General features: G+C 61.5%; 8 protein-coding genes and 1 pseudogene. 2 read left to right on the top strand and 7 right to left on the bottom strand.

The window, feature by feature from the left end:
• Positions 1-66 precede the first annotated feature (66 nt).
• From FJQ55_RS08745 to FJQ55_RS08735, 3 genes are all read right to left on the bottom strand, one after another.
• On the bottom strand, positions 67-3,150 hold the full coding sequence (locus FJQ55_RS08745) for an SPOR domain-containing protein (protein ID WP_140827230.1): 3,084 nt from the start codon (positions 3,148-3,150) through the stop codon (positions 67-69).
• Between the two features lie 77 nt (positions 3,151-3,227).
• Positions 3,228-4,988 carry an arginine--tRNA ligase gene (argS, locus tag FJQ55_RS08740; protein ID WP_140827229.1) on the bottom strand — a complete coding sequence of 587 codons (1,761 nt, stop codon included), beginning with the start codon at positions 4,986-4,988 and terminating at the stop codon, positions 3,228-3,230.
• A 58-nt stretch (positions 4,989-5,046) separates the two neighbouring features.
• The gene (locus FJQ55_RS08735; RefSeq protein WP_140827227.1) at positions 5,047-6,264 is read right to left on the bottom strand and encodes a deoxyguanosinetriphosphate triphosphohydrolase; all 1,218 of its coding nucleotides are present in this window, start codon (positions 6,262-6,264) and stop codon (positions 5,047-5,049) included.
• 196 nt (positions 6,265-6,460) lie between these two features.
• Here FJQ55_RS08735 and erpA point away from each other — a divergent pair, with 196 nt between their 5' ends.
• Together erpA and xth are read left to right on the top strand one after the other, a co-directional pair.
• Positions 6,461-6,793, top strand: a complete 333-nt coding sequence (gene erpA, locus FJQ55_RS08730) for an iron-sulfur cluster insertion protein ErpA (RefSeq protein WP_140827226.1) — start codon at positions 6,461-6,463, stop codon at positions 6,791-6,793.
• Between the two features lie 6 nt (positions 6,794-6,799).
• Positions 6,800-7,585 carry an exodeoxyribonuclease III gene (xth, locus tag FJQ55_RS08725; RefSeq protein WP_140827225.1) on the top strand — a complete coding sequence of 262 codons (786 nt, stop codon included), beginning with the start codon at positions 6,800-6,802 and terminating at the stop codon, positions 7,583-7,585.
• 117 nt (positions 7,586-7,702) lie between these two features.
• Here the strand turns inward: xth and exoR are convergent, their stop codons facing one another.
• The 4 genes and pseudogenes from exoR to FJQ55_RS23965 form a co-directional block, all read right to left on the bottom strand.
• The gene (gene exoR / locus FJQ55_RS08720; RefSeq protein WP_062283862.1) at positions 7,703-8,446 is read right to left on the bottom strand and encodes an exopolysaccharide production regulator ExoR; all 744 of its coding nucleotides are present in this window, start codon (positions 8,444-8,446) and stop codon (positions 7,703-7,705) included.
• Positions 8,447-9,056: 610 nt separating this feature from the next.
• Positions 9,057-10,220, bottom strand: coding sequence for an OmpP1/FadL family transporter (locus tag FJQ55_RS08715; RefSeq protein ID WP_140827223.1), 1,164 nt, complete (start codon positions 10,218-10,220; stop codon positions 9,057-9,059).
• A gap of 433 nt (positions 10,221-10,653) precedes the next feature.
• Positions 10,654-13,584, bottom strand: a complete 2,931-nt coding sequence (locus FJQ55_RS08710) for a valine--tRNA ligase (protein ID WP_140827222.1) — start codon at positions 13,582-13,584, stop codon at positions 10,654-10,656.
• A 115-nt stretch (positions 13,585-13,699) separates the two neighbouring features.
• Positions 13,700-13,912 (bottom strand): annotated as a pseudogene (locus tag FJQ55_RS23965) (PopZ family protein); the annotation flags it as partial.
• Between the last annotated feature and the right edge of the window lie 531 nt (positions 13,913-14,443).

The raw sequence follows: 14,443 nt of genomic DNA, 5'->3' as shown, positions 1-14,443 counted from the left end.
TCATGCACAAGAAAAAAGGCGGAACACCGCGTTCCGCCTTCATTTTCTTCAAGAATGGTCTCCAGATTACTTGGAGACCAAGCAGGTGCCGCCAGCCGAGCGATACTGCTCGCAGAGCGCAACGGCGGCATCCTTGGTGCCGGCGACGATCCGGACACGGTAATACGTGCCCTTGCCGGGAATGTCTGCCTGACGGATCTCGTAGGGTTTTCCGCCCAGCAGACCACCGAACTTCGACGACAGGCTGCGATAGCTGCGCTGCGCTTCGGCTTCCGACGGCAGCGAGGCAATCTGGATGCCGTAGCTGCCGGTCGGTGCTGCAGCGGGTGCTGCGGCCGGGCTTGCTGCCGCTGTCTGTGTCGGGGCGGCTGCCTCAGGCGAAGCAGGTTTGGCCGGACGCAGATTGCCCTGATCGGTCACGGTGCCGACGACATTGACCGGCTGTTCGGCGGGACGGGTCTTCGGGATCGGCGCAAAGACCGCTGCCGGTGCCGAATTGTCTTCGACCGCCGATGCGGCTGCGATCTCTGCCACCGATTGCGGAGCGGGCTCTGACACGACGGGTGCCGGTGCCGTTGTGGCCGTCGCCGTTGACGCCGGAGGTGTCACCGGTGCCGAAGTTGCGGGGGTAGCCGCAGCGGTCTCGACCGGCGCGTCAGGACTGACAACACGGGTTTCGACCGTCTTTACAGCATCACCGGTTGCCGACGGTACGCTGGGTGCAGCAAGCACAGCCGGGCTTGCAGCCGGTGCCGTCGCGGCATTCGTCGTGGCCGGTGTGGGCTCAGCAGGTCCGTCCTGCGCCACGAGGGTGCCATCGGGACGGACGATCATGGTGCGCACCTTGCGCGGCGTGATCGTTGCCGGGTCTTCCTCCGCTGCCGCGGTTTCCTGCGGCTGGTTGTCGGGTAGGAGACGCGGATCTTCGGTTTCGCCGACCGGCGTTGCCGCCACGTCGTTTTCACCTTCGAGCGGCATGGTCTCTGGAATGAGCGTCCGCTGCACTACGTCGACCGGCTCCTCCTCCGAGGAAATCAGGCTCGGCTGCTTCGGATCATCCACGCCGTTGCCAGCAACGCGGTCATAGACGGCCTTATCCTGGTTGGGGACCGACTTGCCACCCCGATCTTCGGGCACAATTTTCACCGGCGTCTTGTCCGCCGCGATGATCTGCGGTTCGCCACCGGTCAACCCGCCAACCGCGCCATTGCCGAGCCAAGCATAGAGGCCGCCGGCACCTGCGAGAAGCAGGAGGACGGCCGTACCGGTCATCAGATAGGGCTTGATGCGTCGGAAGCGGAAACCCTGTGCCTCGCCGGCAATCTTGATGTGGCCACGGCTTTCCGGATCGGCGGTACGGGCCGAGGTCAGTGAGCTGCGCAGATCCTCTTCGAGCGCCTTCTCGAACGCGTCAAAATCATCAAGCGGGACGGCGGCGGGCGCGCGAGCGACCACTGGTTCGGCAGCGACGCGGCTGGCGCCGACGGTCCGGACTGGCGGCTGCGGCGGTTGCGCCGGCTCCTCGAAGAGCGTTGCGAGTTCCGCATCGATGTCGATGTCGTAATCGGATTGAACGGGTGCTGCCGGGCGGCTTTCGGTGACAGGCACGTCGGGCACGTCGAGTGCACTGACGCTTTCGAGATGGTCTTCCTGCTCCGAAATCTCAGACGGGTCGAAGCCAAAACCGTCGTCGACGGAATAGGCCGGCGGCACGTAGGCCTGAGGCTGCGGCGCGATCGGCTGCGAACGCACAGGCGCTGCCGGCTGGCTCGCGACCGGGGCATAGCTACGCGGTTTGACCGCCAAGCTGACGTCCGGCTCGATACGAGCCTCAACCGCCGGAGCGATAGGCTCGATTCGCATCGGCTGTGACAGCCATGCGTCGGCCGCCGGACCAGCAACGGCGGCCACGGTGACGTCCGAATAGAGCGTCGCAGACGGCTCGACAGCGCTTGCCTTTGGAGCAACAGCCACGGCGGGCGGCGTTACGGGGTCGATTTCGGACAGATCGAGCGCTAGGTCGAGTTCGTCGAGTTTTAAATCGAACTCGTGATCGGCAAAGGGATCGAAATCCTCATCCTTAGCCTGTGCCGTCGGCGCCTGCGCTGCAACAACCGATACGGCGGGCGTTGTCGCGGGCTCCGGTGCAACATCGAATTCGTCATCCAGCGAGAAGTCGGCAGAGAAATCGAAAGCAAAATCCGGCCCGCTGCGGCCGGCAGGCTCAGGCGCTGGCTCAGCCTTTGGCTCCAAACGCGAATGCGTGGCAAAGCGCACGGCCTCCGTCGGAAAATCGTCTAGTTCCGGCACGACGATAGGAGGTGCATCGACCTGCGGCGGCGCGAAGGAAAAGGCGCCTGTCGCCCATTCGAAGACTGGTTCCTGGGTGACTGCCGGGGCAAAAGCAGGTTGCGCAGCAACAGGAGCAGTCGGAGCCTCGGCGGCAATCGTTCCGAAATGCGCCGGCGCCTGCACGATCGGTTCCACGGTTTCGGCGCGGGGTGCGAGTTCCGGTTCGGCACGGCGAGCCGGCTGGACCTGAGCGGAGAAATTGGCGAGCGGAAGCCGCAGGCGCGGCGGCTCGGGCTGAATGACCGGCGCCGGACGGATATCGGCATCGGCCACGGCCAGTTCGAGTTCATCGGCGAGATCGTAGGAAATGCGCGGTTCATAGGCAAGCGCCGGCTCTGGAGCAGATACAACCGACTCCTCATACCGCTCGACCTCGAGTGCCGATATCGACGGCACATAGACATCCGCTTCCGGCTCGTAAGCACGCGTCGCCGCCGGCGCATAGGATGGCATCTCCAGGTGAGCGGCAGGTGCAGCAGGCTCGAAGCTCGGCTCCTCGCGGAAAGTCGACGGCGCCGCAGCATCGCTCGTCGGAGCCCGCGGCACAACCGGCTCGGGGGCGCGCATTTCCGGCGCTACGTGCACGGGCTGCTCATAACCCTCGAATTCGCGCATCAACTCGTCTTCGAGGTTGAAGTCAGCCGATGACATGTCAGGTGCCGGTGGCAGGGACATGACCGGTTCGCGCTTCAGTGGCTGGTCGAAGCCGACAATGCGGGCAAGCTCCGCCAACGGATCGTCATCCGCGAAGCCATCGCCCTGCGACCTGATGCTGTTTGCAGCGTGCTGCTGTGCCATACCCTGTTTTCCACTCACTTACGCGCACTTACGCGACCATACGCCTGCCAGCGCAATGTGGGGAAACGGTGACACGACTAACGCATTTCATCCGGTGCTTCGGTGCCGGTAATGGCCAGTCCCGACTTCAACACGGAGGCGACAGCATGCACCAGCCCAAGCCTGGCGATAGTTAATTCTCTATGTTTATCGTTAACAAAGCGTAATTCGGGCGAATCCTTGCCCTTGTTCCAGTGCGCATGCAGCGAGCTTGCCAGATCATGCAGGTAAAATGCAAGTCGATGCGGCTCCTGCGACTGGGCAGACGCTTCGATCATTCTCGGATATTCGGCGAGCTTTGCCACGAGCTGCAGCTCCGTTGGGTCCTGAATATGACCCATAACGGCACTGGCCAGATCGATATTGGTTAGATCGAGATCCGGATATACTTCGTTCGCCTGACGCAGGATCGACATGCAACGAGCATGTGCATACTGCACGTAGAAGACAGGATTGTCCTTCGACTGCTCCGTCACCTTGGCAAAGTCGAAATCGAGCGGCTCGGAGCTCTTGCGATAGAGCATCATGAAGCGGACCGAATCACGACCGACTTCTTCCACGACTTCGCGCAACGTGACGAAATCACCGGAACGCTTCGACATCTTCACCGGCTCGCCATCTCGGTAGAGCTTGACGAGTTGGCAGAGCAGCACGGTCAGTTTCGACTTGCCTTCCGACACGGCGCGGTTCACCGCTTCCAGGCGCTTTACATAGCCACCATGGTCGGCGCCGAGCACGTAGATCATCTCGGTATAACCGCGATCGAACTTGTCCTTGAAATAGGCAACGTCGGCGGCGAAATAGGTATAGGAGCCGTCCGACTTCATCAGCGGCCGGTCGATGTCGTCACCGACTTCGGTCGAGCGGAACAGCGTCTGCTCGCGATCTTCCCAGTCTTCCGGCAGCTGCCCTTTCGGCGGCGGCAGCGTGCCGCGATAGACATGGCCCTTGAAGGTCAAGTCGTTGATCGCCGTGCGGATCTTGGCCGCGCCATTGGCATGCAGTGTGCGCTCGGAGAAGAAGATGTCGTGATGGACGCCGAGGGTCGCCAGATCGTCGCGGATCATCGCCATCATCGCGGCGATCGCCTTCTCCTTGACGATGGCCAGCATCTCGTCTTCGGGCATGGCATGCAGCTTGGTGCCATATTCCTCGGCGAGCGCCTTGCCGACCGGAATGAGATAATCGCCCGGATAGAGACCCGCAGGAATCTCGCCAATGTCTTCGCCCAGCGCTTCGCGGTAGCGCAGGAAGACGGAGCGGGCCAGCACGTCGATCTGAGTGCCGGCGTCGTTGATGTAATATTCCTTGCTCACCTCATAGCCGGCAAAGGCCAGGAGGTTGGCAAGCGCGTCACCAACGACCGCGCCGCGGCAATGGCCGACATGCATAGGACCGGTCGGATTGGCCGAGACATATTCGACATTGACCTTGTGGCCATGCCCGACAGAGGAGCGGCCGAAATCGGTGCCCTGACGGATCATGGTGGCGAGCAGGCGCTGCCAATAAGCAACCGACAGGCGGATATTGATGAAGCCCGGGCCGGCAACGCCGACTTCTGCGACGTCAGTGTCCTGCTTCAACTTCTCGCAGATGATTTCGGCCAACGCGCGCGGGTTCATGCCCATGCCCTTGGCCAGCACCATGGCGGCATTGGTCGCGGCATCGCCATGGCTCGGATCGCGCGGCGGTTCAACCACGATGCGGCTGAAATCGAGGCTGTCGCGCTTTTCGCGCACGGCCTCGATTTCTTCCAAAGCGGCTTTGATCCGGGTTTCGAAATCGGCGAAGAGGTTCATGGCATATCCCTGCACACAGGCGCTTTTCGCCTGCGCTCGTTCAGAATTTGTCGGCTGACTAGCGCAATTCCGGAGTCCGGTCAAACAGCTCCCGATGGGTGCGCACCGCATAGGTGTCGGTCATGCCAGCCAGATAGTCGGCGACATGGCGGGCCTTTTGCCCATCGTTGAGACCGGAAATATGGTTGACCCAGAAGTGGCTTTTCATCAGCGTCGGGTCGTTCATATAGGCCTTGAACAGATCCGTGAGGATCTCGGCAGCCGCGGCCCGGATGCGCATGATGTCGGGGTGGCGGTAGATGCGGCTGAACAGCAGCTTCTTGATGGCCTTGTCCGTCTCGGCCATCTGATCGGAGAAGGTCGCGATGGTCATCGAGGCCGCCCTCACGTCCTCGACGCTCTGCGGATCGACGAGCTTCAACCGCTCCTGCGCCACGGCGATGACGTCTTCCACCATGCGGGTGATCTGCCGGCGCATGATCTCGTGGGTGAACCTGTCAGGATCGAGATGCGGGTACCGGTCGCGAACCTCCTTCATCAGCCCGGCCAGGAAGGGCACGTCCTCCAGCATGTCGAAGGTCAGGTAACCCGAGCGCAGGCCGTCGTCGATGTCATGGGTGTTGTAGGCGATGTCGTCGGCGATGGCTGCGACCTGGGCCTCAAGCCCGGCGAAGCTCGCGAGTTCCAGATCGTGGATCTCGCAATAGTCCCGGATCGGTTGCGGAACGGGGCCGCGCGTGCCCTGCCCGTCCTTCGTCATCAGCGGGCCGTTGTGTTTGACCAGACCTTCGAGCGTTTCCCAGGTCAGGTTCAACCCGTCGAAATCGGCGTAACGCCGCTCCAGCTTGGTCACGATCCTCAGCGACTGGGCATTGTGGTCGAACCCGCCGAAGGGGGCGAGCACCTCCTGCAGCGCATCCTCGCCTGTATGGCCGAAGGGCGTGTGGCCGAAATCATGGACGAGCGCCACGCCCTCGGCCAGATCCTCGTCGAGCTTCAGGGCGCGTGCGAGCGCCCGGCCGATCTGGGCGACCTCGATCGTATGGGTCAGCCGGGTGCGATAGTGATCTCCGTCCGGGCCGATGAAGACCTGGGTCTTGTGTTTCAGGCGACGGAAAGCGGTCGTATGGACGATGCGGTCACGGTCGCGCTGAAAGTCGGACCGGGTCAGGCTTCCGCCTTCGGCAAAAAGGCGGCCGCGGCTCTTCCACGGGCTGGTCGCGTAGATCGCCCTCTCGCCGGTGCCAAAACCCAGTGCTGCTTGATCGATCGTCATGCGCGTGCCGCTTGCTCCCCATTGACGCAACTCTTGTGCCTTCATACCTATAGCGGACAAAGCCGCAAGGCGATGCGGGGTGCGAACGCCTTTCGACCCGCCCGTCTCCGTAAATATCGCGGTTTTGCGTGATTATGCGGTGATTTGCGCAGAACTTTCCCGTTTTCACCGGGCCTTGAACCCGGCAGGAGGCCGAATGAACACCGAAACCGTTACCCTTTCCGAAGCCGCTGCGAAGCGAATCGCAGCGATCGTTGCAGCCGAAGCCGACAAGTCGGCCCTGCGCGTCTCCGTCGAAGGCGGTGGCTGTTCCGGCTTTTCCTACAAGTTCGACCTCGACAAGCAGCCGGCAAGCGACGACATCGTCATCACCCGCGACGGCGCAACCGTCCTGATAGATCCGATGTCGCTGATCTACATGGCCGGCTCCGAGATCGACTTTGTCGACAACCTCCTCGGCCAGTCCTTCCAGATCAAGAACCCCAATGCGGTGGCGAGCTGCGGCTGCGGCACCAGCTTCTCCGTGTGAGTGATGATGAAAATAGCCACCTGGAACATCAACGGCGTGAAGGCGCGCATCGAGAACCTGTGCCAGTGGCTGAGGGATAGCGGGCCCGACATCGCCTGCCTGCAGGAAATCAAGTCCGTCGACGAAGGGTTTCCGCGGTCGGAGATCGAAGCGCTTGGCTATCACGTCGAGACGCATGGCCAGAAGGGCTTCAACGGGGTTGCGCTGCTCTCCAAGATGAAACCGGACGAAGTCTATCGCGGCCTGCCGGGCGACGACACCGACGAACAGGCTCGCTTCATCGAAGGTGTGTTTTCGGTCGAAGGCGGCGTCGTGCGCGTCTGCTCGCTCTATCTACCGAACGGCAACCCGTCCGACGATCCGGTGAAATATCCTTACAAGCTCGCCTGGATGGCACGCCTCGAAGCCTTCGCGCGCGAGCGCATGGCGCTCGAGGAGCCGCTCATCCTCGCCGGCGACTACAATGTCATCCCCGAACCGCATGACGCGAAGGATGCAAGCCAGTGGGTGACCGACGCGCTGTTCCTGCCGCAGACGCGGGCGGCCTTCCGCCGGCTGGAGAACCTCGGCTTCATCGACGCGGTGCGCGCCACCACCGATGAGGCGCCGCTCTTTTCCTTCTGGGACTACCAGGCCGGGGCCTGGCAGAAGAACAACGGCATCCGCATCGATCACCTGATGCTGTCACCGGAAGCGTCCGATCGGCTGCGCTCGACAGATATCGAGAAGCATGTGCGGGCCTGGGAAAAGCCTTCGGACCACGTGCCCGTGGTCGGCTATTTCAACTTTTGAGTTCCCTGCCGCCAAGGCTGACCGGAATTGCGAAAGGACGCCGCGATGGCGTCCTTTTTATCTTGGGAGCTTCTGCTTGGGAGAGATTATGAGCCGGTTTCTGCCCGGCTGCCCCACTCAATCGCCCTGTTCGTAAACCTTCGGCGCCAGCACCACGGCCACGCGGCGGTCTTCCTCGGAGGCAAGCGAGAAGGCCCGCTCCTGCAGGTCCTGCATCCACGGACAGTCCTTCGGGCTGCACCGCTCCAGCGCTGCCGTCAGGAAGGCGAGGCCGCGAACCGTCTGGCCCTCTTCGAAGAGCACATTGCCGAAGACCGACATGGCACCGGCATGGCCGCTCTTGCGGGCGAGGTTCAGCCACTTCTTCGCCTGCTGGACGTTGACGCTACCGCCCTCGCCGGCCAGGATCATCCGTGCGAGCTGGAACTGCGCCTCCGGAACACCGAAGGTCGAGGCGACCTGGAAGTAGATCTGACGCGCCTGGGCGAGATCGGCCTTCACGGGCGTTTCGGGAATGCCCTGGCGATAATAACGGGCAAGCGACAGAAGCGCGTTGACGAAGAAGCCGGTGTCTTCCGAACCCGGCTCGATGCCCTGATTGGCGATCTCGGCATAGATCTTGAAGGCTTCGAAGTCGTTTTCGACCACGCCGTCACCGGCGGCATACATATTGGCCAGCGCCCAGCGCGATCCGGTATGGCCCTTTTCGGCGGCATAACGATAGGCTTCGACGGCCTCTTGCTTCTGGCCCTTCTTGTAGGCGTTGAAGCCGAACTTGAAGAGATCGAAGGGGCCGGATTCCTTGCTGACGCCGGCATTGATATCGAAGGCACGCGCGGAAGGGCTAAACGAAAGCAACATCGCGGTTGCCGTCAGAAGTAGAGCCGAAGACTTCCAGTCCCTGATGCGCATGGGTGCGTCGTTCTTCCAAGACATGACTGACATCAGAGCACTCGCCCCGCCGCCATGGCCAGACCAAATGCGTCCGATGTGAAGATAACATTCAATCCGTGAACGGACGGTTCATGACCGTGCCCCTCACCCCGGCGACCAAAGCGCCGTAGTTGCTTTCCGTTTTGCATGCCAGAGAGAGTAGAACCGATTTCCGGCAAGACTGGGACACTCAATATTTTCCGCGTCCGCTCGTTTTCCAGAACCACCGACCGCTCCCCGAAAGCGACCGAAACCATTTGTATTCGAACCCTATTTTCGCCCCTGAGGCTCATTCTCAACTCGCACACCACCCGAAGGTCACCCGCCTGAAACAGCGCCCCGCCGTCTCTGGAGACGAGAGGTGCTCTCCGTTTGTGGCGGGAAGTGGACAAATTGGGCGCAACCCGGGCCACCCTCGAACGATAGAGTCTCTGTTGCAGAATCATCACATTCCGGAAAGCTGAAACATGAGAGCAGTTGGTTAAACGAAAGAAGCCCGGACGTGCCGGGCTTCGATCAAAGCTGCGTCAACGAAAGATCAGAAGGAGATCTTGTAGGAGGCGCTGACCGCATAGGCCCAGTCGCCGCCGACGGTAGCGTCGAAGTCGGCGCCATCGGCCGTCGACTGCTCGCCTTCGGTCAGGTAGATGGCGGCTGCACCGAGACGGACCACGCCAGGGCCGGCCTTGATCTGTGTACCGGCGCCAATCGTCCATGTGTCGGTCATGATGTCGGCACCGGTGCCGACGCCGCGGTCCCAGGTCAAAGTAACGGCACCCGAAACCTTATCCGTAAACGTATGACCGACACCGCCCATAATCGTCCAGCCGTCACGCCAGAAGAAGTTCTTCTCAGAGTCGCCGAGGACGTCAATGGTGTAATTTAGAGTCTGCAGGACACTCCAGTCTGTCCACTTAACCGAACCAAATGCCAGCCAGCCCGGCGCGATGCCGCTCTGCAGGCTCAGTTCAAGCGACTGCGGCAGCGAGCCACTTCCAACAGAGGCGAATTCGGTTCCAGTGGGGAACGGACCTATTGCGACTGCAGAAGTGAACTCGCCAGAAGCGTTATGATCGATCTGCGAGCGATACATCAGTTCCGCGCGAAGTGCGTATTCCTTGATCTCGTATGCAGCTCCCAGACGATAGCCCATGGCACTGTCGTCTTCTAGGTGCAGAGTGCCGAGGGTCTTGCTTTCGGTATAGTCAAAACTCTGGGTGAAAACGCCACCGAGAATGTATACATCGCCGGGGCCTACATCGAAGTTGACAGCACAGGTCCCACCGAATTCCTCTGTTCTGAATTGCGAGGACTCCACTGCGTTTGTCGTTCTACCCGCAGCAATGTCGGCTAGAATATCCGCCAACTGCGCATCGGCGCCGTATTCCGACTTCGCACCAAAAGGCTGCGTGTAGGTCAGAGCACAAGAAAAATTATCCGATGCGCGGAACTTGGCGGCGAAGCTCGGAACGCTGTAATTTTGAGTGTAATCCGCATCGTCGGTCGACGCGCCACCAATCGTCTCATACCCACGCTGCGGCATGACGAAAGTGTAGCCACCACGAGCAGCCACTTCGCCATCCTCATAAAGGATGTCCGTATCCGCTTCGCCGCGCGAAAAGCCGCCTGCATGCGCTCCTCCCACAAAGGCACAAGCGGCAATCAGTCCGAGGGCGGTTGTCTTTTTTAGATTGTTCGCCATGTCTCTCCCCAATTCAGGCAAAACTGTGATTTGCATAGTAGCCATGTCGGACTGAATGACAATCGGGTGACGTTTGTCACACACGGCTTCGAATGCCGAAATTTTTACGTAATGTTTTTGAGGGGCACGTCAAAATGCCGCAGCTTTGGATATTTTTTGCTCTTTTCGCCTATTTTTCCGCCAGACGGGGAATTATCTCCCACCGCCACACCACCCTGTGGCGAAGCCGCCACATCAAGGGCCTTCGTGACCGGACTCTGCCAGAGAAGGTTTTGACGTTCCTCTGCGGGTAAATGCCGTCGGCATATGCATTTATCGCCTGGAATCGATGGTTTCCGTCGTTCCTCTGCTCAGGAAGTCGGCGCCTCCCCAAAACTAAGGGTCGGGCGCTTCCGCCCGACCCTTGGAACATCATTCCCTTTAAGACTGAAGCTCAGACCGCTTCCAGAACCCGTTTCAGCGCCGTTTCCAGGCTTGCCTTCTGCACTTCCAGTTCCTGGTAACGCTCGCGTTCGGCAGCAACGACCTCCGGATTGGCATTGGCGACGAACTTCTCGTTGCCAAGCTTGCCGGCGATGCGGGCCATTTCCTGGTCCACCTTGGCGATCGCTTTTTCGATACGAGCCTTTTCAGCCGAGAGATCGATCAGCGCGCCCAAGGGCAGGCAGGCGGTTGCCTCACCCACGACGATTTGGGCGGCCCCCTTCGGCGCGACGTCGGCCACGCTGATCGTCTCGACGCGGGCCAGCCGCTTGATCGAGGCCTCGTGGCGAGCCAACCGTTCCTGAGTGACGCCATTGGCGCCGACCACGACCAGCGGAGCCACGGCGCCCGGCGGCACGTTCATTTCTGCGCGGGCCGAGCGGATGCCGGTGACGAGGTCGATCAGCCAGTTGATGTCGGCGGCCGAATTGTCGTCAGAGAATTCCGGTGTCGGCCAGTCTGCGTGGCAGAGAAGCTTGTCGCGGGTCGTGCCTTCCGAAGCCGTATGCGCCCACAGCTCTTCGGTGATGAAGGGCATGAAGGGATGCAAGAGCTTGTAGGTTTCTTCCAGCACATAGGCCGCGCAGGCCTGGGCTTCCTTCTTCGCTGCCTCGTCCTCGCCCATGAAGACCGGCTTCAAGAGTTCGAGATACCAGTCGCAGAACTGGTTCCAGACGAAGCGATAGAGCGTGCCGGCCGCATCGTTGAAGCGGTAGCTCTCAATCGCTTCGGTGACGTCACGCTCGGTGCGCGCCAGTTCGGTGAGGATCCAGCGGTTAATGGCAAGCGATGTCGTTTCGGGCAGGAAGCTCGGGTCCGCCTTCACGCCGTTCATCTCGGCAAAACGTGTGGCGTTCCACAGCTTGGTGCCGAAGTTGCGGTAGCCCGCGATGCGAGCCGGGTCGAGCTTCACGTCGCGGCCCTGGGCGGCCATGATCGCGAGCGTGAAGCGCAAGGCGTCGGCGCCATATTCGTCGATCAGCTCCAGCGGGTCGATGACGTTGCCCTTCGACTTCGACATCTTCTGGCCGTTCTTGTCGCGAACCAGCGCATGCACATAGACCGTGTGGAAGGGCTCGACGGGAGTACCCTCCTCATCCTTCATGAAGTGCAGGCCCATCATCATCATGCGGGCAACCCAGAAGAAGATGATGTCGAAGCCGGTGACGAGAACGTCGGTCTGATAGTACTTCGCCAGTTCCGGCGTATCGTCCGGCCAGCCGAGCGTGGAGAAAGGCCAGAGCGCCGAGGAGAACCAGGTGTCCAGCACGTCCTCGTCACGGGTCAGGATCTCGCCTGGTGCGAAGTTCTCGAGCTTCTCCTGAACCCAGGCCTTCCACGGGCCTTCATGAGCGAGGTAATGCTGGACAGCAGCGTCGAGCGCCTCTTCCTCGGTCTTCTCGACGAAGACCTGACCGTCTGGTCCATACCAGGCGGGGATCTGATGGCCCCACCAGAGCTGGCGCGAAATGCACCAGGGCTCGATGTTCTCCATCCACTCAAAGTACGTTTTTTCCCAGTTCTTCGGGACGAAGTTGGTGCGGCCCTCGCGAACCGAGGCGATCGCCGGTTCGGCCAGCGTTTTGGCGTCGGCAAACCACTGGTCGGTCAGCATCGGCTCGATGACGACGCCGGAGCGGTCGCCGAAGGGCTGCATGATCTTCTTGTTCTCGACGTAAGGCACATCGTTGCCTTCGGCATCCTTCACCGTGACAGCGAGGCCTTCGGCATTGATCGCCTCAACGATCTTCTTGCGGGCTTCGTAGCGGTCGAGGCCGCGATACTCTTCCGGCACCAGATTGATGTCATCAACCTCAGCCTCGTTCGGCAGATGCCCGGACTTGGCGATCTCGAGCGCGCGCGCCGCATAGACGGCATAATCCTCGCCGTCGTCACGCATCTTCGCCTGGGTATCCATCAGGCGGTAGAGCGGGATCTTGTTGCGGCGCGCGACCTGATAGTCGTTGAAGTCATGGGCGCCGGTGATCTTGACGGCGCCAGAGCCGAACTTCGGATCCGGATATTCATCCGTGATGATCGGGATCAGGCGGCGATGCTCTTTCGGCCCGACCGGGATCTCGCAGAGCTTGCCGACGATCGCCGCATAACGCTCATCCGAGGGATGAACGGCAACCGCGCCGTCGCCGAGCATGGTTTCCGGCCGGGTCGTGGCGATCGCGATATAGTTGCGTTCCTCCTGGAAAGTGACGTTGCCGTCCTCATCCTTCTCGACATAGGTGTAGGTTTCCCCACCCGCGAGCGGATATTTGAAGTGCCACATATGGCCGTCGACTTCCTTGTTCTCGACTTCGAGGTCGGAAATCGCCGTTTCGAACTTCGGATCCCAGTTGACCAGGCGCTTGCCGCGATAGATCAGGCCTTCCTTGTAGAGCGTGACGAAGACTTCCAGGACGGCGGCCGAGAGCCCCTCGTCCATGGTGAAGCGCTCGCGCGACCAGTCGCAGGACGCGCCAAGGCGCTTCAGCTGGTTGAAGATCAGGCCGCCGGATTCTTCCTTCCACTCCCAGACACGTTCGATAAAAGCCTCGCGGCCCATGTCTCGACGCGAAAGGTTCTGGCCGTTCTCGGCGAGCTTGCGCTCGACGACCATTTGGGTGGCGATGCCTGCATGGTCCATGCCCGGCTGCCACAGCACGTCCTTGCCGCGCATGCGCTCGAAGCGGACCATGATGTCCTGCAGCGTGTTGTTCAGCGCGTGGCCCATGTGCAGCGAACCGGTCACGTTCGGCGGCGGGATCACGATCGTGAAGGTGTCCTCGCCCGGCTTCGCGTTTGCGCCCGCACGAAACGCATCGGCGTCCTCCCAGGCTTTGGCGATCTTCGGTTCGACGGCGGCTGAATCATAGATCTTTTCGAGCATTTTCCGACCGGATTTTTCGAGTTCTGGATGTGGCTTGGTAAATAGGACTGACAAAACCAAGTCAATAAAAAAGGCCGCTCTTGCGAGCGGCCCATGATCCCCAAATTGCGTTCGATCAGCGTCGCGGACCGCGGGCGACGCGTTCGATCTCTTCGCGCACGAGGCGCTCCACCAGCGTCGGCAGATTGTCGTCGAGCCAGTCCTTCAGCATCGGGCGCAGCATTTCCTCGGCCATCTCGTCGAGCGAGCGGCGCTCCTGGCCGTCGATGGCAGCGGCCAGATCCGAGAAGGAGCGAGAGACCTGCTCCACTGTCGCTGCGGAAACCAGCGCCGTCAGATCGGTGCCGGCGGAGACAGTATGCAGATTTTCAGTCGCCGGTTCGGAGGCCCGATCGGCCGCCAGGTGCATGGCGATTGCGTCGAAGGACGGCGCACGCGGCTCTTCGGTGCGGGTCTCGATCCGAACCTGCGGAATGTCTCGACGCTCCGGTTCGATAGCAGGAGCCTGTACCGGCGCCCGGACCGCAACCTGCTCGGGCACTGCCGGTGCAACCTGCCGGGTTTCGGTAACAGCGGGGGCTGGCTGCGGCGCGTCGGCCGCCGCACGAGGGGCCGTCGCCTGAGCCGGGTGGACTTCGATCGAAATCGAGGGGCGCAGCTGTGGGGCGCGCAATTCCGCGAGACGGGCGGTCATCAGGGGGCTGTCACCGCGTGGCGCAGGTTCTGACTGCGCGCCCGCGGTCGGCGCGGCAGGCGCGCTGACACTGGGCATCGGGGCAGAGACGGACACCATCTGCTGCACCGGCCGTTCGGTCCGTTCGGAGGCCGAGCGGACGCGGGCGGCGAGATCAGCCAACGA

The organism is Rhizobium glycinendophyticum (assembly GCF_006443685.1).
Taxonomy (GTDB): domain Bacteria; phylum Pseudomonadota; class Alphaproteobacteria; order Rhizobiales; family Rhizobiaceae; genus Allorhizobium; species Allorhizobium glycinendophyticum.
Note: the sequence above shows the minus strand (reverse complement) of the source record. Positions and strands in the feature narration are given on the sequence as shown.